Annotated in this window: 21 protein-coding genes; 12 read left to right on the forward strand and 9 right to left on the reverse strand. The window is 55.9% G+C overall.

The annotated features are described in order from the left end of the window. Positions 1 to 49: 49 nt before the first annotated feature. The 3 genes from CU100_RS00530 to CU100_RS00540 are packed head-to-tail and all read left to right on the forward strand — an operon-like array spanning position 50 to position 5539. Entirely contained in the window at positions 50 to 835 is a 786-nt protein-coding gene (locus CU100_RS00530; protein ID WP_106714622.1) for an ImuA family protein, read from the forward strand. Further along, positions 738 to 2294, forward strand: a complete 1557-nt coding sequence (locus CU100_RS00535; protein ID WP_245418889.1) for a Y-family DNA polymerase — start codon at positions 738 to 740, stop codon at positions 2292 to 2294. Before CU100_RS00530 ends, CU100_RS00535 begins: the two co-directional genes overlap by 98 nt. After that, entirely contained in the window at positions 2294 to 5539 is a 3246-nt protein-coding gene (locus CU100_RS00540) for an error-prone DNA polymerase (RefSeq protein WP_106714624.1), read from the forward strand. Before CU100_RS00535 ends, CU100_RS00540 begins: the two co-directional genes overlap by 1 nt. 6 nt (positions 5540 to 5545) lie before the next feature. Here CU100_RS00540 and CU100_RS00545 read toward each other — a convergent pair whose 3' ends face one another. The 4 genes from CU100_RS00545 to CU100_RS00560 form a co-directional block, all read right to left on the reverse strand. Continuing rightward, on the reverse strand, positions 5546 to 5788 hold the full coding sequence (locus CU100_RS00545) for a DUF768 domain-containing protein (RefSeq protein WP_106714625.1): 243 nt from the start codon (positions 5786 to 5788) through the stop codon (positions 5546 to 5548). 73 nt (positions 5789 to 5861) lie between these two features. Next, entirely contained in the window at positions 5862 to 6668 is an 807-nt protein-coding gene (locus CU100_RS00550) for a transglutaminase-like domain-containing protein (protein WP_106714626.1), read from the reverse strand. 111 nt (positions 6669 to 6779) lie between these two features. Then, positions 6780 to 6971: a CsbD family protein gene (locus CU100_RS00555; RefSeq protein ID WP_106714627.1), complete on the reverse strand. Its 192-nt coding sequence runs from the start codon at positions 6969 to 6971 to the stop codon at positions 6780 to 6782. Positions 6972 to 7199: 228 nt separating this feature from the next. After that, positions 7200 to 9167, reverse strand: a complete 1968-nt coding sequence (locus CU100_RS00560; RefSeq protein WP_106714628.1) for an AI-2E family transporter — start codon at positions 9165 to 9167, stop codon at positions 7200 to 7202. 183 nt (positions 9168 to 9350) lie between these two features. Between CU100_RS00560 and CU100_RS00565 the strand changes: the two genes are divergently transcribed. The 3 genes from CU100_RS00565 to CU100_RS00575 all read left to right on the forward strand — a co-directional run bounded on the left by CU100_RS00565 (position 9351) and on the right by CU100_RS00575 (position 10553). After that, on the forward strand, positions 9351 to 9509 hold the full coding sequence (locus tag CU100_RS00565; protein WP_106714629.1) for a DUF3309 family protein: 159 nt from the start codon (positions 9351 to 9353) through the stop codon (positions 9507 to 9509). Positions 9510 to 9739: 230 nt separating this feature from the next. After that, positions 9740 to 10078 (forward strand): DUF883 family protein, encoded by a 339-nt coding sequence (locus CU100_RS00570; RefSeq protein ID WP_106714630.1) that lies wholly within the window; start codon positions 9740 to 9742, stop codon positions 10076 to 10078. Between the two features lies 1 nt (position 10079). Continuing rightward, positions 10080 to 10553 (forward strand): hypothetical protein, encoded by a 474-nt coding sequence (locus tag CU100_RS00575; RefSeq protein ID WP_106714631.1) that lies wholly within the window; start codon positions 10080 to 10082, stop codon positions 10551 to 10553. On the opposite strand, the gene CU100_RS00580 is transcribed toward CU100_RS00575, so the two are convergent. The 4 genes from CU100_RS00580 to CU100_RS00595 form a co-directional block, all read right to left on the reverse strand. Beyond that, entirely contained in the window at positions 10530 to 12092 is a 1563-nt protein-coding gene (locus CU100_RS00580) for a sensor histidine kinase (RefSeq protein ID WP_106714632.1), read from the reverse strand. The two genes, CU100_RS00575 and CU100_RS00580, sit on opposite strands and share 24 nt — an antisense overlap. 128 nt (positions 12093 to 12220) lie before the next feature. Further along, positions 12221 to 13630: a sensor histidine kinase gene (locus CU100_RS00585; protein WP_170113705.1), complete on the reverse strand. Its 1410-nt coding sequence runs from the start codon at positions 13628 to 13630 to the stop codon at positions 12221 to 12223. A gap of 224 nt (positions 13631 to 13854) precedes the next feature. Continuing rightward, positions 13855 to 14406, reverse strand: a complete 552-nt coding sequence (locus CU100_RS00590) for an RNA polymerase sigma factor (protein WP_106714634.1) — start codon at positions 14404 to 14406, stop codon at positions 13855 to 13857. An 11-nt stretch (positions 14407 to 14417) separates the two neighbouring features. Beyond that, positions 14418 to 14621, reverse strand: a complete 204-nt coding sequence (locus CU100_RS00595; protein ID WP_106714635.1) for a NepR family anti-sigma factor — start codon at positions 14619 to 14621, stop codon at positions 14418 to 14420. 187 nt (positions 14622 to 14808) lie between these two features. Here CU100_RS00595 and CU100_RS00600 point away from each other — a divergent pair, with 187 nt between their 5' ends. The 3 genes from CU100_RS00600 to CU100_RS00610 all read left to right on the forward strand — a co-directional run bounded on the left by CU100_RS00600 (position 14809) and on the right by CU100_RS00610 (position 17447). Beyond that, positions 14809 to 15603 (forward strand): response regulator, encoded by a 795-nt coding sequence (locus CU100_RS00600; protein ID WP_106714636.1) that lies wholly within the window; start codon positions 14809 to 14811, stop codon positions 15601 to 15603. Positions 15604 to 15668: 65 nt separating this feature from the next. Further along, on the forward strand, positions 15669 to 15833 hold the full coding sequence (locus tag CU100_RS00605) for a DUF1328 domain-containing protein (RefSeq protein ID WP_027231091.1): 165 nt from the start codon (positions 15669 to 15671) through the stop codon (positions 15831 to 15833). Positions 15834 to 15980: 147 nt separating this feature from the next. Beyond that, positions 15981 to 17447, forward strand: coding sequence for an ArnT family glycosyltransferase (locus tag CU100_RS00610; RefSeq protein WP_106714637.1), 1467 nt, complete (start codon positions 15981 to 15983; stop codon positions 17445 to 17447). Here the strand turns inward: CU100_RS00610 and CU100_RS00615 are convergent. Beyond that, positions 17389 to 18108 carry a glycosyltransferase family 2 protein gene (locus tag CU100_RS00615; RefSeq protein ID WP_106715906.1) on the reverse strand — a complete coding sequence of 240 codons (720 nt, stop codon included), beginning with the start codon at positions 18106 to 18108 and terminating at the stop codon, positions 17389 to 17391. The genes CU100_RS00610 and CU100_RS00615 overlap by 59 nt on opposite strands. Positions 18109 to 18392: 284 nt before the next feature. Here CU100_RS00615 and CU100_RS00620 point away from each other — a divergent pair, with 284 nt between their 5' ends. The 3 genes from CU100_RS00620 to CU100_RS00630 all read left to right on the forward strand — a co-directional run bounded on the left by CU100_RS00620 (position 18393) and on the right by CU100_RS00630 (position 22314). Beyond that, a complete protein-coding gene (locus tag CU100_RS00620) occupies positions 18393 to 19766 on the forward strand; it encodes a murein hydrolase activator EnvC family protein (protein WP_245418890.1) in 1374 nt (457 codons plus the stop codon). Further along, positions 19756 to 21081 carry a S41 family peptidase gene (locus CU100_RS00625; protein ID WP_106714638.1) on the forward strand — a complete coding sequence of 442 codons (1326 nt, stop codon included), beginning with the start codon at positions 19756 to 19758 and terminating at the stop codon, positions 21079 to 21081. The genes CU100_RS00620 and CU100_RS00625 overlap by 11 nt, the downstream gene beginning before the upstream one ends. 180 nt (positions 21082 to 21261) lie before the next feature. Further along, positions 21262 to 22314, forward strand: a complete 1053-nt coding sequence (locus CU100_RS00630; protein WP_106714639.1) for a divergent polysaccharide deacetylase family protein — start codon at positions 21262 to 21264, stop codon at positions 22312 to 22314. Positions 22315 to 22323 lie beyond the last annotated feature (9 nt).

Genomic DNA, 22323 nt, shown 5'->3' on the forward strand with positions numbered 1-22323 from the left:
TTTGGGATTCCATAATAGAACATATCATGAACATTGAAAGGTTACCGTAGTGACAACCGTCGATCTTGCGGCGTTGAGACGCGACATTGCGTCTCTTGGAGAGCCGGATGCGCTTGCAGCGCAGCGCTCCGCCTTTGACTTCGGCGATAGTGCTGTCGACCAAATCTTTCGAGCAGGCATGCCGCGTGGTGCTGTCCACGAAATCTTTGCCGAGGAATCAGGCGATGCTGGTGCGGCCACGGGTTTTGTCATTGCTCTTACCTTGCGGGCCGCCCCCTGCCACAGCCCTGTTCTTTGGCTTGAAGAAGATTTTAGCGCCCAGGAAAACGGCTTTCCCTACGCTCCAGGTTTGCAAAATATCGGGTTTGATCCCCAGCGCCTCATCATCGTGCGATGCCCCACACCGCAGGATGTTTTGAAAGCCGCTTCGGACAGCCTCGGCGTTCGAGGTACCGGTGCCGTCATCATAGCGCCGTGGAGCAGCCCGAAATGTCTTGACCTGAGCGCCTCGCGCAAATTGCTTCTCACAGCGCAACAAACCAATGTGCCTGCGTTTCTTTTGCGATTAGGCGCATGTCCCGGTGAAAATGCTGCTGTCACACGTTGGCTGATCCGCGCCGCACCTTCGCAATCGAGTGGTGCCAATGCACCAGGACACCCGGTTTTTGACGCCACGCTCATCCGCAACAGACAGGGTATGACAGGCCATTGGATCCTGCAATGGGAGAGTGACAATCATGTTTTCAGACAGGTCGAGCCGGTTTCTGGCGCTATGGTTTCCACATCTTCCTACCGATCGCCTCAAACGCGAAAATCCGGGACGCGCCCATACTGATCAGCATTTGGTCGTTGTGGACAAACTTGCCAATGCCCTGCGGTTGACGGCTGTCGATGAAAAAGCAGCCAAGGCAGGGCTTTACAAGGGCATGGCCCTCACGGATGCACGCGCGCAGTTTGAAAGGCTGGATATCGCTTTCGCTTCACCGCGCAAAGATGCTGTCCTGCTTGAAAAACTTGCCGACTGGTGCGACCGCTATACCCCGATTGTCGCGCTTGATGAGCCTCATGGGCTCATTCTTGACCTGACAGGCTGCATTCATCTTTTTGGTGATGAAAATAGCCTCGTGCAGGATATTCACAAACGGCTTTTTCACAGCGGCATGATCGTCCGCAGTGCTCTTGCATCCAATCCCGCTGCAGCACGTGCCTTTGCCCGACATTCACCCGGCGGCAATATTGCCATGAATGACGAAACGCACAGATTATATACTTTGCCGCTTCTCAGTCTTGATATTGAAGAAACTCATCTTGCCAGTCTCAAGCGAGCAGGTTTGCGTAGTGTGGGCGACATCGATGTCTTGCCCAGGGCTGCACTCACCGCCCGTTTCGGCGCAAGTCTTGTCGATCGTCTTGACGCATTATTTGGAAGGCAGGATAAGCCCATCACTCCCCGCCGCATCGTTCCGGTCTGTCTGGTCGAGAGACGTATGGCGGAACCGCTGGTAGCGATGGAATCCGTTGAGCAGATACTCCTTTCCTTGAGTGATGAACTCTTTCATCGTCTGCAACAAAGAGTTGAAGGCGCTCGAGAGGTCGAAGCCTGCTTTTTTCGGGCTGACGGAGATGTCCGGCGTATAAGCATTCAGACCGGAAGGCCTGTCACCGAGACAAGGACTCTCTTCCGACTATTGAAGGAACGGCTTTCTACGCTCAGCGATCCGCTCGATGCCGGCTATGGTTTTGACATCATCAGGCTTGCCGCAGTCCTGGTCGAGCGAACCCAGGCCATTCAGAGAAGCCTCGATAACCGAACGCAGGAAACAGAAGAAATCAACACGCTTGTCGATCGGCTTTCCATTCGTCTTGGTAGTTCCCGCGTGCTGCGCGCAGTTCCTGTAGACACCCATATTCCGGAACGCGCCGTTCTGATGGAGCCTGCGATCAAGGCAAAAAGCGATACTTCGTTTGAATGGCCCCTTGGTTCCCATCCTGATAATCCTCCGGAAAGACCTATCCGATTGTTCCAGCCCGCCGAGCGCATTGAAGTAACTTTCGAAGTCCCAGACGCCGCTCCCGCGCGATTTGTCTGGCGGCGAGTGCAGCACATAATTGTTCTTGCTGAAGGACCGGAACGCATTGCCCCCGAATGGTGGCGTGAACATGCTGGCGCTCTGACACGAGATTATTATCGTCTCGAAGACAATAAAGGCCGTCGTTTCTGGGCTTTCCGGGAAGGTTTGTATGAACGTGGCGATCCCGCGCCACGCTGGTTCCTGCACGGAATTTTTGCCTGATGCCGAACTATGCAGAACTTGCCGTCACTAGCAATTTTTCCTTTCTTGAGGGCGCGTCGCAACCACAAGAACTGGTACAGACAGCGGCTATACTCGGCCTCAATGGTCTTGGAATTGCCGACCGCAATACGCTGGCAGGTGTGGTTCGCGCCTATACGGCCCATAGAGAGCTCAAGGAAAAAACCGGTATAGTATTGAAACTGCTCATAGGGTGCAGGCTCGTTTTTATAGATGACACACCGGATTTGCTCGTCTATCCGCGTGATCGTGCTGCTTATGGCCAGCTCTGCCGCCTTTTGAGTGCCGGAAAGGAGCGCGCAAAAATCAAGGGCGAGTGCCATCTGGTTTTCAGCGATTTCTTTTTTCGCGCCAGGCATTTCCAAATTGCAGTCATGCCGCCCGCCCAGCCTGATAAAAAGCTCACCGCCCTTCTGAAGGAACTTTCAATGGCAGCCCCGGGTTCGGTCTGGCTTGGTCTTGCCATGCCGTATCAGGGGGCAGACAGGCGGTATGGTGAAAAACTGGCGCGTATCGCAGCGGAGGCCAATGTCCCCCTGCTGGCCACGAATGATGTCCTGTATCACATCGCCGCAAGGCGGCCGCTGCAGGATGTGCTGACCTGCGTCCGCGAACATGTCACGATCGATACAGCAGGGCGGCGCCTTGAAAAAAATGCGGAAAGGCATTTGAAATCATCGGATGAGATGCAACGGCTTTTCCGGAATTTTCCTGAAGCGTTACTTGAAACACACCGTTTCATTGAGCCCATCAGCTTTTCCCTCGATCAGCTCAAATATAATTATCCAGAAGAACCTGTCCCGCCTGGAAAGTCGCCCCAACAATATCTTGCAGAGGAAACCTGGAAGGGTGCTGCGCAACGTTATCCTGAAGGTATTCCGCGGAAGGTCCGTGCGATATTGGAGAAGGAGCTGGCAATAATCCAGCAGCTTGAATATGCACCCTATTTCCTTACCGTTTACGATATCGTCAAATATGCCCGTTCTAAAAATATTCTTTGCCAGGGGCGAGGCTCCGCGGCCAATTCCGCTGTTTGTTATTGCCTTGATATCACTGCCGTTGATCCAAAAAAGACAGATGTCCTGTTCGAACGTTTCCTTTCGCCGGAACGTAAGGAACCTCCGGATATCGATGTGGATTTCGAACATGAGCGCCGCGAGGAGGTCATGCAATGGGTGTTCGATCGATATGGACGTCACCGCGCTGCCATTGTTGCCACTGTCATCAGTTATCGCCCGCGCAGCGCCATTCGCGACGTAGGCAAGGCGCTCGGACTGACCGAAGACATAACTGCTGCGCTTGCCAACATGGTGTGGGGCAGTTGGGGTACGACTGTTGAAAAGAATGAGGTGCGCCAGGCGGGGTTGGACCCCGATAACATGATGATCCGGCGCGCCGTAAAACTTGCAACTGAATTGATCGGTTTTCCGCGCCACCTCTCTCAACATGTGGGCGGTTTCGTTCTCACGCAAGAGCGTTTGGACGAAACTGTTCCCGTCGGTCCTGCGGCTATGAAAGATCGTACTTTCATAGAGTGGGATAAGGACGACATCGACGAACTCAATATCATGAAAGTCGATGTACTGGCGCTCGGCATGCTGACCTGCATCCGCAAGGCTTTTGATCTCATTCACCTGCATGGCGGCAATCGCTACGAGCTTGCGACAGTCCCCCAGGAAGATCCTGCAGTTTATGACATGCTTTGCAATGCCGACTCTCTTGGCGTTTTTCAGGTTGAAAGCCGCGCGCAGATGAACATGCTGCCGCGTCTTCAGCCTCGAGAATTCTATGACCTGGTTATCGAGGTTGCCATCGTACGTCCGGGTCCGATTCAAGGCGATATGGTCCACCCCTATCTGCGCCGAAGATCGGGCAAGGAAAAAGTCTATTATCCATCCCCTTCTCCCGAACATGGTGACAAGGATGAATTGAAAAGTGTTCTGGGCAGAACCCTTGGTGTTCCTCTGTTTCAGGAACAGGCTATGCGTATCGCCATAGAGGCAGCAAAATTTACTCCGGACGAAGCCAATAGGTTGCGTCGTTCCATGGCCACCTTCCGGCATTTGGGTACTATCCATGAAATGGAAAGGCAAATGATCGAAGGTATGGTCCAGCGCGGTTATCAACGAAACTTTGCTGAAAATTGCTTTAACCAGATCAAGGGCTTCGGTGAATATGGCTTCCCGGAAAGCCATGCGGCGAGTTTCGCCATCCTCGTATATATTTCCTCCTGGATCAAATGCCATCATCCAGCAGCATTTGCGGCGGCGCTATTGAACTCACAGCCTATGGGATTTTATGCACCTGCCCAGATCGTACGCGATGCCCGCGAACATGGCGTCGATGTCAGGCAAGTCGATATCAATTTCAGTGAGTGGGATAATACGCTTGAACATACCGATAAGGACAAGCTTGCTGTGCGTCTGGGGTTTCGACAGATCGGAGGCTTTTCGAAAACCTGGGCCGAAGAAATCAGCGCAAGACGCATGCACCGCTACACCGATATCGAAGAGCTCCGCCGCAGAACCCGGCTTGAAAGAAGAGCCTTCGTGCTTCTGGCTGATGCCGATGCATTCGGTTCGCTTGAAATAGATCGCCGCGACGCGCTCTGGGCTGTCCGCCGTTTTCCGGATAATAAAACCCTTCCGCTGTTCCAAGCTGCGGAAACAAACGAACTGGCCAGTGAACCCGAGACGTCGCTGCCGCAAATGAAAATGTCCGAGCATGTCGTTGCCGATTATGAATCGACGCGGCTCTCACTCAAGGGACATCCGATGCAGTTCTTGCGTGATACGTTTAACGCCGAAAACATCGTGACTTGCAAACAGGCAAACAACTTAGGCAATAACAGGCGAGTCAAGATTGCCGGTGTCATTACAGTTCGCCAGCGACCTGGCAATGGCAACGTAGTGTTCATGACTATCGAGGATGAAACTGGTATCGCCAATGTTGTGGTCTGGCAGAACCTGTCGGAAAAATACCGCAAGGAAGTAATGGGATCACGCCTGATCCTGATAGAAGGCATAGTACAGCGTGCCGATAATGTCGTGCATATCATTGCAAGAAAATTATTCGATCGAACAGGCGAGCTCTACCGCCTGTCCGAACAGCGCGCTACACTTCCTGTGTCTCACAGTGACGAGATAATCCATCCGGTCTCCGAGCAAGCCCGGGGCAGCCACCCTCGCAACGTGCGCATCCTGCCGAAATCCCGTGATTTTCACTGAACCCTATCAGGCATGTTTGCTTTCCTTGGCCAGAGCAGCCCTGTCGATCGCCGTGATCATGCAGATTTCCAGATCGCCCAAACCATCCTTGATCTCGGATTCGGAAATACCCGCGGCCTCTGCATCGGCCGCACATTTCTCGGCAAGCTGCTTCGGCCTCCGGTCGTGATGGGCCATATCCGTCGGTCTGCTTGCATCGACATTCGCTTCGATCCAGTTATTGACGAAATCAATCGCTCTTTGGCTCATATGATTCCCTCCTTGGCTTCCGATCTCATCGGACAAAACTGCTTTAGGCACGTAAAGGTTGCGAAACCCGCATTCAAACGGCCTCTTTGGCCCAAACCTTGAACTTCGTCAGCACATTCGGACCGAATACATTTGTCAAAGGCACATCTGCCGCATCGCGCCCGTGCGCAACCTTGATCCTGCCTATTCGCGGACGGTTATTGCGTGGGTCGAAAGCATGCCATTGACCCCCGAGATAAACTTCCATCCACGCGCAGAAATCCATTTCGGCATGTGGCAAGGGTATGCCGATATCCGTGATGTATCCAGTACAATAGCGAGTGGGTATGTTCAGGCAACGGGAAAAGGCAACTGCGAGATGCGTATAATCACGGCAGACACCCCTGCCTTCGTAGTAACCTGATGATGCGGTGCGTGTAGGATTTGAATGTTCATATCCAAACACGATGTGGTTGTGCACGAAATCGCATATGGCCTGAACGCGCTGCCAGCCCTCTGGCACATGTCCGAACAAGCGCCAGGCCTCCTCGCTCAGAAGATCGGTTTCGCAGTAGCGGCTTCCCATCAGATAAACCAGCGTTTCATCCGGCAGGTCCTGAACCCGATGCTGGACAGCATCAGTTACGACAGGATCAGGCAGGCCGCTGTCGCGGACGATGGCATTTGTCGAGCAGAAGAAGGTCCCTGGCGCAGCAAGGATGCGGTTGCACCAATTGCCGAACTGATCATGATACCCGGTCACGCTGGCGCCCGATGTAGTTTGAAACGTCTCTATACCTTCCAGATCGGCAAATCGTGAATGATGCACATTCAAAATGGCGATCAGAGGTGTTTCCTGCGTAAACTCGAACGTCAGTTCACACCCCACATTGATCCTCATCGGCAGTTCCCTTAAAATTCTGAAATCAAGTAGACAGCACGTCAGACTCTCGCGCAAAAAGCAACCGGCCCGCGAACGGACCGGCTGGGTTTCGCAATTCTGAGAGGGCCATCAGGCCTTGTCGACTACCCTTTTCACAGCATCCTTGGCTTTGCCTTTGGCCTGCTGTGCATCCCCTTTGGCTTCCTGCAGCTTTCCCCTTGCTTCCATTTCCCTGGAACCGGTTGCCTTGCCCGCAGCCTGTTTGACATTGCCGGCGGCCTTGTTGGCTGCGCCGGAAACTTTATCGCTGGTGCTTCCCATGGATCAACTCCTTGAAGTTCATTGACAATTCTAAACGAGCCGGCATGCGGATTGTTCCGCATCTCCTGCGATCTGGGCCATCGGACCATTAGAGGAACAAACGACCCGGCGCCCACGGGGGAACAGGCACCGGGTCTCAAGAACTGACCTAAACTCGATCAGCCAGTGTTCAAACGTGATGAATTCGGTCTTGGTTCCGTGAAAATCCGCTGCGGGACAAAAAATCACTCACCCGCAAAGTTCTTGTACGGCCGCTTCGATAGACGAAGTGAACACGCAGTTGCGTGTTGATCCCACGATCTTTTCGCCAATACTGGTATTGGCATCTTCATCCCAGAACCCGATGATGATCTTGATGCGCGCGTTCCTGCGTCTTATGCGCCGGACGAGATAGCGCGCATGCGCTACAGACGACGTGTTGAGATAGCTGATGCAAATCGCGCCGACACCCTCGAGATCGAGTTTGCCGATATTTGACGCCTCGAGCTCATCGTGGGTAACGTCACGGATGTCGAAACCTCTTCGCTCGAGAATGTCCCCGAGAATGACTGCGGCTGCGTCGTCCAGATCACCCCTCCCACCCGCTGACACGATCGCCATAGGTTTTTTGGTCCGGGGTTTTTTGTTGCTGGGTGGGGTTTTGTTGGCATCCGCCGTTTGCCCTTCCTCTTCCCCTTCGGAATCCTCGTAGTCTGAGAGGTTCTCCACCAGCAAAATCATGCTCTGAGCCACGCGGCTACGCCTTGTTTCATCGAGCACGCCCCTGCCTCTGTCGTGTTCAGCCAGTTGCAGCGCCGGAATAGCCACCGATGCGTAATAATCAAGGATCGTTGCAGACTGCAGATACTCCTCGGCCTTTTCGGTCGCCTCGTCCGGATCGCCCGATAGAAGCCGCTGGTAGAGCTGTTCTGGTGGAAGGAGCACCGGCTCATTGCCAAGAAGAACGTCGAGAAACTCGAACTTCGGTACATGCCGTCCGAGGACGACGAGGCACACGGTCAGCGGCGTCGAAAGGATCAGGCCGATGGGGCCCCAAATCCAGGTCCAGACAATCGCCGCCAGAAGAACGGCAACGGGCGAGAGGCCGGTCTTCGAGCCGTAGATCAGCGGTTCCATGATATTGTTGCTGATGAGCTCGAGCACGATGAAGAGCGCCGCGGTCCAGACCAGGGTCATCCAGCCGGGGTCGGCAGCCAGCGACAGGATAAGCGGAAAGGCCGCTGCCATGATCGGCCCGATATAGGGAACGAAACGAAGAACGATTGCCAGCATGCCCCACAGCATCGGATTCGGAATCCCGATGAGCCACAGCCCGATACCAATGGGCACACCAAAGCTGATATTGATGATCAGCTGCATCAGCAGATACTGCCCCACCCGTTTGCCGGCGTCGTGCAAGGCAGTCGTCGTTCGGTGTATATCGCTCGCCCCCACGAGCTTGATAAAGCGATCGCGCAAATCTTCGCGACGCATCAACATGAAAATCACGACGACTATCACGATGCCTACCGTAGCCAGCGGCTGGATCAACGGCCCGACGAACGTTTGAAGCAGGCTCAACGGATCAGGCGGCGGATTGCGTATCTCAACAGGAACGGGCTTGTCGGGGTCTCGAGCGTTCAGGCGAGGGACGGCTTCCGGCGGCGCCACGTTCTCTGGACGTTGCCGTGCCGGATCAGCGGCGTCGTCTGTACGATCGCGACCGACAAACCGCTCCACCTCATCCGAGCGGCCAATCTCCTCGCCCAGGCGCTTGAACATTCGGGCGCCGCGGTCGAAAACACTATTGCCGGACTGCGCATCCTTTACGGCGCGAATCTTTGCTTCGATGTTGTACTGATAACTCGGCAGGTTCTGTGCCAAAACGGTCAATTGACTCGCAACGATGCTAACGAAGACGAAGATCACCAGAAATGCCGTTATCACTACACTGAGAACCGCCACGGCCTTGGGTATCCCCGAGCGGTGCAAACCGGTGACCAGCGGCGAAAGCGCAAACGTCAGAAGCAGCGCGAGTGCCAGCGGGACGAAGATGTCGCGCGCAAAATAAAGCGCCGCAACGATGGCTATCGCTACGACGACTGGGGGGAATTCTCCCCGGTTTGCCAGAGCCGTAGAAACGGGCGCGTGGATTGGCCGTCTCGTGACCCGTTCCACCGCGCGAGGCGACGGTCCCCCCACCTGTTCAGAGGGCATGGACACCCACCGTCATCACATTCATGAAAATCCGTTCTCCATTCGGCCCCCGTTAGGAACGAAGTCGGCCCGCTTTGGTTGCACGCCAGCTGCGCTTCGATGTTGCTGCCGATGCTCAACCGGAACCAAATCCTATTTCACGTGTTACCCAGCTGTAAAGTTTCCTGAGGGAGGGCGGAAAGAATGTCACTGACGACAATTCTCATCATCATTCTTATCTTGGCACTAATCGGTGTGTTTCCAACTTGGCCCCATGCCAGGAATTGGGGCTACGGCCCATCCGGCATCGTCGGGATCATCCTCGTTGTCCTGCTGATTCTGCTTCTGATGGGACGAATCTAGTCCGGCTTCGAACAAACTCCCAACATCGCAGGAGGAACTGAAATGTTACGTGGTGTCTTGTTATGGCTCATCGGCCTCCCCCTTCCGATTATCCTTATCCTATGGTTCATGGGCTATCTGTCATAGCGATCGCGCGCCGCTGCAGGCTTGCAGAGGCCGTCATTGCATGGAACAAATAGAGATGACTGACGTTACGGCCGGCACGAGGCCGTTCATTCAAGGAGTTTTCGATGGCCACGGTTTCTTCCAAAGTTCGCAAAGCAGTCGACGAAGCCACTGAGTCCAATCCGGATTTGCAGGCGCAGATTACCGCACTCAAGGACGACATCGCCAATATTGCCGCGACGCTTGCACGGATTGGAAAGAGCTCCGCCGAAGATGCCAGGCGCAGTGCAGCCGAGTCCTATGAAACTGCACGGGTGCGTGGCGAGGAGACGTTCGACGATCTTCGCCTCCAAGCACGCGAACTTGAAGAACAGCTTACCGATACCGTTCGCGAAAACCCGCTCACGACCATTGCGGTTGCCGCGGGTGTGGGTTTTCTTCTCGCTTTGATCGCCCGCCGCTGACATGTTGAAACTGCTGGCCCCACTTTTGACCAGCCTGGCTGCCGGTGAGGTTGGCCTTGCCGTCAAAAGGATAAAGCGAAACGCCGTGTTTGGCGTCGTTATCGCACTGCTTTCAACCATCGCTGTAATTTTCCTGCTTGTTGCAGCCTATATTGGGCTCGCTGACCGCTACGGCGATATGCGCGCAGCGCTCACCCTTGCGGGTGGCTCGCTCGTCTTGGCCGTCATTGCCTTTGCCGCGATGAAGGTCGCTGAAGGGGCTGAGCGGAAGCGTCAGCGCGACCGCACGAAGGTTGATACGTCTGCCCTTCTCACAGTGGCCGCTCTCGCCGCAGCTCCTGTGATCCTGCGATCACGTGCGCTGATGATGCTGGCTGTTCCCATCGCCGCGTTCGGCGGTCTGTCGCTTCTGTCAAAGACCAAGTCAAAGAGACGGCCTCGGAGAAACCCGTCAACCACCAGCGGAGATGTGTGAGTCATCGCCGACGGGCATTGAGATCACGGCTTCCAATCCAGTATCCAGGTAGCTCAATCTGACACTGCTCGAAAGCACTTTGTCCAGGCTGCGCTCGATCAATCTCTCGCCCAGCCCCCGTGCTTCCGGTGGTGATACACGCGGCCCGCCAGTCTCTGCCCAGTGAATGACAACACGAGATTGATCGAGCCCCGGCTCGATCTGCCATGTGATGCGTACATGACCCGTGGCAATGGAAAGAGCGCCATGTCGCGCCGCATTGGTTGCAAGTTCGTGCAACGCTATGCCAAGCCCGAGAGCATGGTCCGGCGGCAGCACGATGTCCTCGCCCGCCAGCTCGATCTGCTGGGGGCTGAAAATCGCATAGGGTTCAACCTGTTTGGCCAGAAGATCAACCAGGCTGATCCCGCTCCATTCACGGTCGGACAGCAATGTGTGCGCCTCGGAGATGGCGCGGAGACGACCAGAAAAAGCTTCCATGAACTCGGCTGGGTCAGAGGTTCGGTTGAGCGTCTGCCGTGCGAGTGATTGAAGCATCGCCAACGTGTTTTTCACCCGATGATTTAGCTCGCGTAATAGGAGCCGGGTCTTTTCTGCAGCGTTCTTCGTGTCGGTGATGTCGATGTTGACCCCCACAGCGACCACAGGCTTTCCTTGGGCATCCCGCTCGAACACACGGCCGCGGCCAAGAAGCCACTGACCGGAAGCCGCCGCCCGGAATTCTCCGATATAATCCTGATTGTTGACCAACGCCCGGGTGAACGCAGACTTCATCACCGGGAAGTCGTCCGGGTGCATCGCACGAAACACATCCTCGCCGCTGATCGGTTGTTCCGGATCAAGGCCAAGCATTGAATAGGCCTTCCTGTTGCCGCTGAACCTGCCGGTGCGCAGATCCCATACCCAGCTCCCGACATTGCCTACCTCCAGCGCCATGGAGTTCCGGTCTTCGTCGAGATGAAGCTTTGTCATCGCGTCGGTTCGGTCACGCGATTCGCGCTTGAGCGTTATGATTGAACCAGCAAGTCTCGCCAGGTGCATGAGTTGCGCTTGCAGCCTGGAGCCAAATTGGGTTTTTGGTTCCCGGGATAGTACACTGAGAGCTCCGATACACTCTCCCGACACGCAGATAGGCGCGACAGCGATGAACCGTATGTTCGGCTTCCGGGCTACAGCGCCAACTGCGGAATAACGCACGTCCTCAGCCGCATTGAGAACTACGAGGCAGCTTCTGTCAGACGCTGCCAGAGCGCTCGCTTCGATAGCCCAAATATCGACAGGGCGATCGCGGCCTGCATGAGCGAGCATGGAGCTCTTTTCTTCATTGACGAGCGAGATTTGCGCAGCGTCGGTCTCCGATAATGACATGGCGAGTTCCGTTAACTCGCGGAGATCCTCGTCGCGCTCCCTCCTTTCAAGCACTCTTAGACTTGAAAGAACATCACGGCGCGACGACCCGGACAGAAATTCCGACGTGTCCTCTGAAATTCCCGGTTTCATATCCACAACATGATGTCTCTCAGGAGCCACCCTACTCATACCACCGATACAGCTCCTCAGGAACGCTACCCTATGCCCTTTGTTCCTAAGAGGCCGAGTTAACTAGAAATAGCCCCTCCACGCTCAAGCGAAAAGTCTTCGCCGCGACGCCTGAAGCCCATGTTCAGCTAAGCACGGGAGACGTCGATACGATTATCTTCGTCCTGAGCAGATTGACCTGGCTGCACCTCTGCCAGGCCCGGCAACCTTGCTTTCACCAACGTGCCTCCGCCCGGATTTTCCGAATAAACCACATCTCCATCAAACTGCCTGCATAGCTGGTTCACGATGAGAGAACCTAGTCCCGAGGAGGTTCTGTTCGACGTCTCGATGCCGACGCCTGTATCAGAGATTTCTAGCATCAGGACGCCATCCTCGGCCCGCGCGAGAATAATTTTCACCTCTCCGGCCTTGTCGTCGGGGAACGCGTGTTTTATCGCGTTCATCGTCAATTCCCCGATAATGATGCCAAGGGTTGTCGCATCGCGCGAGCTCAGGTTGATCGGCGCAAGCTCGGCGACGAAGTTGATATCCCTATCATGGGCAGTCGCCGTTTTGATGTCCGCGACAACCTCCGGCAAATACTCGTCGGCCCGGACCGTTTCGTGATCCTTGCCAAGCCGAAGACGCCGGTGGGCCGACGAGATGGTCTGGATTCGATCGCGCGCAGCTCCCAATGCGGCGCGAATTTCGTCCGACGACACGTCGCGCATCTGAATTCCGAGGAGCGAGGAGACCGTGGCAAGAGAATTTCCGATCCTGTGATCGGACTCCTGCAGCAGTGCTTCGACCCGGGCGCGCTCCCGCCGCGCCGTCAGCATCGTCTTTTCAAGCTCCGCTGTCCGGCTTTGCACCATGTCTTCAAGGATGTTCTTCTCTGAAAGCAGCAATGTTTGACCCTCCGTCAGCTTGCGCACGTAACGCCGCGTGCGGTTCGCCAGTACGGCTGCCAGGATCAGCGCGCCGCCAAGTGACGAGAGTGCGGCGATTGTTAGCCAGCTTCTCATCGCGTCCACGTCGATATTGCGCTCGATAAGCCTGCGATCTTCCTCGGCAAGAAAACTGTCTACCGTTCTATGAATTTCATCAAGTTGGCCGACACCGAAATTCGGTCCGAGCGATGCAAGCGCTTCCGCGTGCTTGCCCGTAAGTGTCAGGGAAAGCGCCGCCTCTACGGTTTTCTGTTTCTCTTTGGTCAAGTCGCGGACACGTGTTGCGATTGCCTGCTGGCGTGGATTGCCCTTTGTCATTTCCGCGAGTGTGTTGAGGCTCTCGTCGAGGCGGGCAGCGGCTTTCCGGTATAAGTCGAGCAAAGCGTCACTGTGGGTCAAGATGAATCCGCGCTGGCTACTGTGAGCCTCGTTCAAAAGCGCCAGAGTGGTGTAGGCCTGTTCACGGACCTTGTACGTCGCAAGGATATCGTCGATCTGTTTATTGACACTGCGAGCAATGATGATCGTCGATGATGCCGATCCGATGATCATGGCGAGCGACAATATGATCGCAAGTCCCCTGAGCGGTCTTTGCGAGAAATTCATGACCGTTCTGCGCCACCACAACAAGAGTTGCATCCTCCATAATAACTGTCCTCCCGTGTGGTCGAAGCGCATAGGCAAGCGCCGCCCGCATCACGTCTCGTTCCCTTTGTCACCAGAAAAACAGGAACATTGGCGAACCCAGCGCGCCGCACACTCTTTGATTCCCGTTCTCGAACACTGGAGCCAATAGATGGACGCCGAGCGAAGCAAGTCAAGTTCATGTATCAGGCAAATTTGTTGGAGGTGACCTGCGTTGAGATCGAATCAGGGCCATAGTCAACCTCACCCTGAATTTCGAGCAGTTCCTGGAGACGTGTTCTGGCGCGGCTTACACGGCTTTTTATCGTCCCTACCGCGCACTCGCAAATCTCGGCAGCTTCTTCATAGGAAAAACCCGACGCACCCACCAGGATGATTGCTTCGCGCTGATCGTCGGGGAGTTTTTCAAGGGCCTTGCGGAAATCCTGCAGATCAAGAGAGCCATACTGCGCAGGGTGAACGGAAAGCTGCTCGGTGAAGACGCCGTCGGAATCCTGGACCTCTCGTCCGCGCTTGCGCATCTGGCTGTAAAATTCGTTGCGAAGGATCGTAAAAAGCCACGCCTTGATGTTGGTGCCCGGCTCGAACGAGTCCTGTTTTGCCCAGGCCTTCATGATCGTATCCTGCACCAGATCGTCGGCCCTGTCGGGATTGCCAATCAAGGATACTGCAAATGCGCGCAACTTCGGCAGCGCACCTATCAGATCCCTCTTGAAGTCAGCGGATTCATGTACCATTCAACAGCCTGCTATTCGAACGACTGCGGGTGATTGCGTTCAGCCTCATCCAGCTTTTCAAGAAGATCAAGAAAACGAGCGGGTATTTCCTCCTCCTGTACAGATGCGTAAAGTGCACGTAACTTCAAACCAATTTCTGTCTCGGCATTCTTGACGTCGCGGCGGCGAACCCGCACCTTCTCAGGAGCGTCAATAGAATTCTTTTTAGCGTTCATCGTTTGATCTTTGCTGGTCGTTCGTCGCTAAGCATGAGGAATGCCTGTACTCAAGGCACATTAATGACGACAATTCGCGACGGAACAGAAAGTTCCATTGCACGGAACTTTTTTTTTGCGAAAGTGTTTCAGGTAACAGGTTCGTCGACGCCTTCATGATACCCACCTGAACAGGGAACTCACTATAATGTCATTGTCCACCCGGATAGCTCCACATCTGCCCTATCTCCGCCGTTTCGCTCGTGCCATCACTGGCTCCCAATCTTCCGGCGACGCCTATGTCGCTGCCACACTTGAAATCCTGATCACTGACGTTTCACTTTTCCCCGAAGCTGGGTCCGATCGTGCGAGCCTTTACAAACTGCTCATCAAACATTTCAATTCCGTCAATGTTCGCCCGCTCGAACTGAAGTCCGAGTTCGGCTGGGAAAGGCATGCGGCTGCAAATCTGACCGCAATTGCCCCAAAGGCCCGGCAGGCCTTCCTGCTGATCAGCCTCGAAGGTTTCAGCCAGGCCGAGGCCATGGAGATCCTCGACGTTACCGATAGCGAGCTTTATGCCTTGCTGGACGAAGCCTCTGCCGGCATTTCCAAACAGATCGCGACCGACGTCCTGATCATCGAGGACGAACCGTTGATTGCCATGGATATCGAACACATGGTGGAGAGCCTTGGACACCGTGTCGTTGGCATCGCACGTACACGCGATGAGGCGCTGAAGATTTATTCTGCGACGCATCCGAGCATGATTCTCGCTGACATTCAGCTTGCCGACGGAAGTTCCGGCATTGATGCTGTAAACAATATTCTCAGCCAGGACGCGATTCCGGTTATCTTCATCACGGCTTTCCCTGAACGGTTGCTGACGGGTGAACGTCCCGAGCCAACATTCCTCGTCACCAAGCCGTTCAATCCCGACATGGTTAAGGCGCTGATCACGCAAGCTCTGTTCTTCAAGGAAACCAGCAAAGCCAAGGCTTGAACCCGGGAATCGGAACAAAATCTCTCTGTGCTCGTTGTGAACTCGACAAGACAGGGAGATGGTAGATGCTTTACTATGCGGTAATTTTTCTGATCATAGCACTTGTTGCAGGCGCGTTGGGTTTTGGTGGTATAGCTGGTGCTTCGGCGGGTATCGCCCAAATCATTTTCTACGTGTTCCTGGCGCTGTTGCTGATCTCTTTGATCGCCAGCATAATCCGCCGGGCCTAGTTTCAAAATAGAAAGCCGCCGGTTTCTTGCCGGCGGCTTTTTCGATTCGTGAAGCTGCCTGTTTGGGATTGCGGCAAACTTGTTTTTTGTAGTAGGTCACGCTGAACGAAAGCTTGGGGGCCACGATTGTTCTGGCGAAACTTCAGCATGGCCTCGCTCGATGGCCCGGCAATCGATTGGTCGAAACTCGCACGTTACGCCCCGCGTGCAATCGTTCTCTACATTCTGGCGATTTTCATACTGCGCCTCTTTCTCTCGCGATTCATGGAAATCGACGAGGCGCAATTCGTAGGCGAAGTTGCCTTCGCATGGAATTATGGCAATTCGCATCCGCCAATGTACAACTGGCTTGTCCGGCTGGCGCTGGAACTGACAGGCTGGAACTGGGTGTTCGCCGTTGCTCTCGTGCGGCTGTCACTGCTTGGACTTTACCATTGGCTCACGTTTGATGCCGCGCGCCGGCTGGGCGGCGACAGGGCCGGTATTCTTGCACTCGTGGCGTCCGCCTTGCTGCCTCAGATAGTATGGATGTCCATCCAGACCACGGCACACACTATCCTCGTTCTCACTGCATCCATTGGTCTGGTCCATTCCTTCGCTTTGTTGAGGGAAGGCAAAGGGGTGAAAGCCTATGTCCTGTTTGGAATATGGGCTGCGATCGGCGCACTGGCCAAATACAATTTCTTCATTTTCCTTGGCAGCTTTCTCATCGCCGCTGCGCTCACACCCAGCGTGCGCCGGCAGATTTTTCGCCCGCAATTCCTGGTTTCTGTCATCATATTCGTTGCCGCCTTCACACCTGTCGTGGTTGCCGCGCTCAATGCTCCTTTGGCCGCGACGGCAGGCCGGATGTACAAACTCTCCGCGGCGATCGGATATCTCGAATCGTTCGATCTTCCGCATGTCGGGATAGACGGACTCGCCAGCCTTTTGATTTCGGCATTTCTTTGGGCCGGGCCGGCGCTCATCTTTTTCCGCGTGGGCCGGGTCAGGGATCATCCCCGGCCCGCGCCAGACGGCGACTCCGATGTACGTATGCTCCTCCTGCGCACCATATTGATTGGCCTTGGCGCGTTCGCAGTGCTGGTATTCGCCGCCGACTATCACTCAGTCGCCGAGAGATACATGGCGCCAATCCTCGCACCCACCGCAATCGTCCTCGCGCTTTGTCTGCCGCAGGTCCTGGGCGCGCGCAATTTGCTGGTTATTGCCGGTTGCTTGTATGTCCTTGCTCCGCTTGCGGTTGCAGCGATTGCACTCTTTGGCACGGCAAGGTTCAACTTCCCATTTGATGCTGTCGCGCAAGCCATCCGCGCCCAAAACCCCACGCCAGCAAATATCGTTTCAAATCGCCAGGACGATGCGGGCAATGTGGCGGCCCTGCTGCGCTGGCCGCCTGAACGGGGAGAGGCATCCGATGTCGTGCTCGTGTGGCAGGGAAGCGATGCCCCCGGCGACGGTGCGCTGACGCGGCTACCCGCCGATGCGAAGCCCGTCGGACCTGTAACGCGCGTTACCGCAAGGGTCAGAAACTTCAGCGGGGCATTGCGGACATTCAGCTTCCAGCGCTATTCATCTCGGTTACAGACACCGGATCAGAATAGCGGCGGATAAGCCAGAACACTCCTACCGTGTCCAGGAATGCTACCGCCGCGCGGTCGAAGAAACCATATTTCGATACGCCGGCGAGTCTCGGCCGGTCTTCCACGTCCACCTCGATCACAGGTAGGCCCGCCCGTCGCGACAGGGCCGGTATGAAACGGTGCATGTTGTCGAAATAGGGCAGGCTTTGCGCCAGAACTGCCGGAAGCACCTTGAACCCGCATCCGGCATCCCGGCAGTCATCCTTCAATAGCCGCTTGCGAACGAAGTTGGCCGATCGTGAAGTAAGCAGTTTGACGATGCCGTCATTGCGCCTTTTCCTTACACCCGCGAAAAGCGCGGGTGCCGCGCCCTCGAGACGCGGCCAAAGACGGGCTATATCGGCAGGATCATTCTGACCGTCGCCGTCCAGCGTTGCTATCCATGTGCCCTTGGCTGCGGCAAAGCCGCTCATCAGGGCACGCGATTTTCCAGTGCGCTTTTCATGACGCAGCACACGGGTGTGATCGCCGGCGCCAGCTGCCTCCTCCGCCGATCCATCCGCCGATCCATCGTCCACGATGACGATCTCGTAAGATGGCCCTGATAAGAGGGCCATGTTGATTTCCCGCACCAGATTACCGATGTTTCCGGCCTCGTTGTAACAGGGTATTACGATCGTCAGATCAGTCATATCAAGAACCATTGCGACGCGGCTGCATCATACATGGATGCTCAACATCGCCAGTTGAAGGGTATTTCGCGGATGCAGATGTCGAGTATCTATATGCATGTTCGAGCGATTTCCATCCCCGGCACAACCTTAGGCACGTAGAGGGTGGTTGACGATGCCGCAATTCCGCCACGCCGATCCATAAATAATCGCTCCTATCGACGCGGCCGGATTATGGTTAATACTTCCTTAATCGAAGTCTCCCTAAAGTCGAGATCAACCACACAATTCAATCCGGTCCGGCAATGAAATTCGAGGTACCACAGGCAATCTTTGAACATGGCAGACGCGCATTTGCAAATGCCGTTGTCGTGGTTCTCGCCCTTGCTTGTACTCTCGCGATGCAACGGGGCGTTCAGGCACAGGAAGCCGTGGTTCAACCGGCACCCGAGACGCTGGACATCAAGCGCGCCGAGACCGCAAGGGAACTCGACCAACTGACCGGACAGATGTCTCTCTCGTCGGGCCGTGTCGCCGAACTCGACAAGGAGATCGCGGGTCTCAAGAAGGATCAGGCGACGATAACCGCAGCATTGATCCAGTCTGCGAAAACTGAAATGAAGTTGAGCGAAGACATTGCCAGTTTCAGCGACAAATTGACCGGATTACGCGAGCGCCAGGACGGTATCAGAACATCGCTGAGGTCACGTCGCGGGGCGCTTGCCGAAGTGCTGGCGGCTTTGCAGCGCATGGGACTTAATCCGCCGCCGGCAATTCTCGTTCGCCCTGATGACGCTCTCGCATCCGTGCGAAGCGCTGTTCTTCTTGGCGCAGTCGTTCCTGAAATGCGTCAACAGACCGATGCGCTGATCGCGGATCTTAAGGATCTGACCCGTGTAACGACTTCCATCGACGAGGAAAGGGCCCGCTTGACCGCCGCCCTGTCCGGGCAGGCGGAGGAAAAGAAGCGGCTTGATCTTCTTCTTGCCGAGAAACAGAAACTCCAGGCAACTTCCGAGGAAACACGCGTCGCGGAACAACGGCGCGCGGAAGACCTTGCCAGGCGCGCCACGTCGCTTCGCGATCTTATCGCCTCCATGGAAAAGGACATGAAGGAAGTCAAGCAGGCAGCCGCGGCGGCCAGCGCAGAGGAGCAGCAGAAGATCGCTGCCAGCCAGCAACGTGCCAATGATTTTGCTTCCAGCCAGAGCCGACTTTCGGCCCAGGTCAATTTCGCGTCTTTGAAAGGCCGTCTTTCCATGCCAGCGGCAGGCAAGCTGGTCAAGCGCTTCGGCGACGACGACGGCCTGGGCGGGTCGGTTCAGGGTGATACGCTCGAGACCGCCGCAGGTGCGACCATTACATCTCCGGCGGACGCGGTGGTCCTTTATGCCGGAGCGTTCAGGTCCTACGGTCAGCTCTTGATACTTGACGCGGGCAACGGATATCATGTTGTCTTGGCAGGTATGAATAAAATCAACGTCTCCCAAAACCAGTTCGTTCTGGCGGGAGAACCGGTCGGTGTGATGAACAAGCAACTTATTGCGAGTACCGCGCCTGTTCCGATGGGAAATGGAGCTCCAATGCTTTACATTGAGTTCCGAAAGGATACAAAACCTGTTAATCCCGCTCCTTGGTGGGCGGAAAGGCTTGCTGGAAGGACCGCAAATGATACGTAGGCTAACGCTTCTCGTGGCCGGAGCCCTGATGGGCGCAACGGCGATGGTCGTTGTGCAGGGAGCCTTGCCCACCACAGCTGCAGAAGCTGCGGGCACCGATACCTATAAACAGCTATCAATTTTTGGTGATATTTTCGAGCGCGTACGCGCCCAATATGTCACTCCGCCAGATGACAAGAAGCTTGTGGAAAGCGCCATCAACGGCATGCTGACCTCGCTCGACCCACACTCCTCCTATATGAACGCCGAAGCGGCACAGGACATGCGGGTTCAGACCAAAGGCGAATTTGGTGGTCTCGGCATCGAAGTCACCATGGAAAATGAACTGGTGAAGGTCATTGCCCCGATAGAGGACACGCCTGCATCGAAGGCCGGCGTCCTCGCGGGCGACTACATTTCCAAGATCGATGGCACTGAAGTACGCGGCATGACGCTCACCGACGCCGTTGACAAGATGCGCGGCGAGGTTAACACGCCCATTGAGCTTACACTCATCCGCCAGGGTGCCGATAAACCGATCACGCTTACGATCGTCCGTGACGTCGTCAAGGTGAAGGCCGTCCGTTCGCGCATCGACAATGACGTTGGTTATGTTCGGGTCATTTCCTTCACGGAACAGACCTCGGATGATTTGCAGCGCGCCATCAAGGACATCCAGAGCAAGGTTCCGGACGACAAGCTCAAGGGCTTCGTTCTCGATCTGCGCCTCAATCCGGGTGGTCTTCTCGATCAGGCCGTGGCCGTCTCGGATGCATTCCTCGACAAGGGGGAAGTCGTCTCGACACGGGGCCGCGATCCACAGGATATTACCCGTTTTGATGCTCGCCCCGGCGATCTGACCAACGGCAAACCCCTTATCGTCCTGATCAATGGTGGCTCGGCAAGTGCATCCGAAATCGTTGCCGGTGCATTGCAGGATCATCGTCGCGGAACCATCCTCGGAACACGTTCCTTCGGCAAGGGATCTGTTCAGACGATCATACCTCTGGGTGAAAGCGGCGCCCTGCGTCTGACGACGGCGCTTTATTACACGCCTGCCGGCAAATCCATCCAGGGCAAGGGAATTGTTCCCGATATCGCCGTTGACCAGCCGCTTCCGGCTGATCTTCAGGGCAAGGCGGAGCCAATGAGCGAATCCAGCCTGAAGGGTCACATCAAGGGCGTACAGGAGGACGCTGAGGGTTCCGGCTCCATCGCCTATGTGCCGCCGGATCCAAAGGACGACCTGCAGCTCATCCAGGCGCTCAAGCTGTTGCGCGGCGAACAGGCAAACGCAGCCTTCCCCGCCGACCCCAAGAAAGGCGTGCCCAACTGATATGAAAATGGGGACCGGGCTTTTCTCCTATAGTCTGGTCCCCATGGTTTCTTCTCCCAGCCTCGCGACCTCCATCAAAATAGCCATCGGCCACAACGCGTGAACTCCGACCTGAACCGGCCGCTGGGACAAAACGGCAAACGGCCACATGGAAAACCAACCGCCGGGCGATCCTCCTGGATGCTTCCTGCGGTCTGTGTTGGTCTGGTCCTTGGCCTCTCCTCGCTCATCACCTATACCAGCCATCAGGGTTTCCGCAGGCCGCAGCCCGAGACACCTAAGCCACAACTCGTGGAAACGGCGCCGCGCCCTCAGTCACCTGCACCTGCAGATGATGCGAAGAGCCAACCCGGCAATATCGTCACGGCTCCTCAAGGGGGACCCAAGCTCATCGTGGTCGGCGATCCGATGAAACGCGCGCAAGACCCGCGCACCGCTCATATCCCTGAACCTGATTTGCTGGAGCAAAGCCCGTTCGGACCACTACCGGTCGTCGCGCCCGATGGCCGGCGCGCGCTCGATGTCTATGCCGGGGCCTGGTCGGGCGCACGTGGTGCTCGCGTCGCCATTGTGATCGGCGGACTCGGTCTGTCTCAGACGGGTTCGCAGCATGCAGTTCAGACGTTGCCTCCGGAAGTCACCCTGGCATTCTCGCCGGAAGGCAATAGCCTTCTCCGCTGGATGCAGGCAGCACGGCAGAACGGGCACGAAATCCTGATGCAGATCCCGCTCGAGCCCTATGATTATCCGCGGGTCAATCCGGGCCGCAATACGTTGACAGTAGATGCATCGCCAGCAGCGACGCTCGAAAACCTGCACCGGGCGATGGGCCGCATCACCAATTATACAGGCGTCATGAACTATATGGGCGCGCGTTTCACCGCCGAGCCGGATGCAATGACGATAGTCATTCAGGATGTTGCGAAGCGGGGTCTGCTTTACCTCGACGATGGCACATCGGCGCGCAGCAAGGCCGACAGCGTTTCCGCGCAACAGGGTTCGCCTTTTGCAGCGGCAGACGTCCTGATCGATGCTTCGCAGGATCGCGGTGCGATCTTGAAAAAACTTGACGAGCTGGAGCGCATCGCCCGTGCCAAGGGCACGGCCATTGCCACGGGCTCAGCCTTCGACGTGACAGTTGAGGCGGTAACATCATGGGCCAACGAGGCGAAGGCGCGCGGGATCGAGATAGTCCCGGTTTCCGCCCTTGTCCGCGACCCGGAAAAAAACTAGCGGGAGCAT

Origin of the sequence: Phyllobacterium endophyticum (genome assembly GCF_003010935.1) — a bacterium.
In the GTDB taxonomy this organism is placed as follows: Bacteria; Pseudomonadota; Alphaproteobacteria; order Rhizobiales; family Rhizobiaceae; genus Phyllobacterium; species Phyllobacterium endophyticum.

Excerpts from the sequence above, each read along its gene's own strand:
- CU100_RS00585 (WP_170113705.1), bottom strand. The coding sequence starts at position 13,630 with ATGAATTTCTCGCAAAGACCGCTCAGGGGACTTGCGATCATATTGTCG.
- CU100_RS00605 (WP_027231091.1), top strand. The coding sequence starts at position 15,669 with ATGCTTTACTATGCGGTAATTTTTCTGATCATAGCACTTGTTGCAGGC.
- CU100_RS00575 (WP_106714631.1), top strand. The coding sequence starts at position 10,080 with ATGTTGAAACTGCTGGCCCCACTTTTGACCAGCCTGGCTGCCGGTGAG.
- CU100_RS00615 (WP_106715906.1), bottom strand. The coding sequence starts at position 18,108 with ATGACTGATCTGACGATCGTAATACCCTGTTACAACGAGGCCGGAAAC.
- CU100_RS00550 (WP_106714626.1), bottom strand. The coding sequence starts at position 6,668 with ATGAGGATCAATGTGGGGTGTGAACTGACGTTCGAGTTTACGCAGGAA.
- CU100_RS00610 (WP_106714637.1), top strand. The coding sequence starts at position 15,981 with ATGGCCTCGCTCGATGGCCCGGCAATCGATTGGTCGAAACTCGCACGT.
- CU100_RS00625 (WP_106714638.1), top strand. The coding sequence starts at position 19,756 with ATGATACGTAGGCTAACGCTTCTCGTGGCCGGAGCCCTGATGGGCGCA.
- CU100_RS00595 (WP_106714635.1), bottom strand. The coding sequence starts at position 14,621 with ATGAACGCTAAAAAGAATTCTATTGACGCTCCTGAGAAGGTGCGGGTT.
- CU100_RS00535 (WP_245418889.1), top strand. The coding sequence starts at position 738 with ATGTTTTCAGACAGGTCGAGCCGGTTTCTGGCGCTATGGTTTCCACAT.
- CU100_RS00590 (WP_106714634.1), bottom strand. The coding sequence starts at position 14,406 with ATGGTACATGAATCCGCTGACTTCAAGAGGGATCTGATAGGTGCGCTG.
- CU100_RS00600 (WP_106714636.1), top strand. The coding sequence starts at position 14,809 with ATGTCATTGTCCACCCGGATAGCTCCACATCTGCCCTATCTCCGCCGT.
- CU100_RS00630 (WP_106714639.1), top strand. The coding sequence starts at position 21,262 with ATGCTTCCTGCGGTCTGTGTTGGTCTGGTCCTTGGCCTCTCCTCGCTC.
- CU100_RS00565 (WP_106714629.1), top strand. The coding sequence starts at position 9,351 with ATGTCACTGACGACAATTCTCATCATCATTCTTATCTTGGCACTAATC.
- CU100_RS00545 (WP_106714625.1), bottom strand. The coding sequence starts at position 5,788 with ATGAGCCAAAGAGCGATTGATTTCGTCAATAACTGGATCGAAGCGAAT.
- CU100_RS00540 (WP_106714624.1), top strand. The coding sequence starts at position 2,294 with ATGCCGAACTATGCAGAACTTGCCGTCACTAGCAATTTTTCCTTTCTT.
- CU100_RS00560 (WP_106714628.1), bottom strand. The coding sequence starts at position 9,167 with ATGCCCTCTGAACAGGTGGGGGGACCGTCGCCTCGCGCGGTGGAACGG.
- CU100_RS00620 (WP_245418890.1), top strand. The coding sequence starts at position 18,393 with ATGAAATTCGAGGTACCACAGGCAATCTTTGAACATGGCAGACGCGCA.
- CU100_RS00570 (WP_106714630.1), top strand. The coding sequence starts at position 9,740 with ATGGCCACGGTTTCTTCCAAAGTTCGCAAAGCAGTCGACGAAGCCACT.
- CU100_RS00580 (WP_106714632.1), bottom strand. The coding sequence starts at position 12,092 with ATGAGTAGGGTGGCTCCTGAGAGACATCATGTTGTGGATATGAAACCG.
- CU100_RS00555 (WP_106714627.1), bottom strand. The coding sequence starts at position 6,971 with ATGGGAAGCACCAGCGATAAAGTTTCCGGCGCAGCCAACAAGGCCGCC.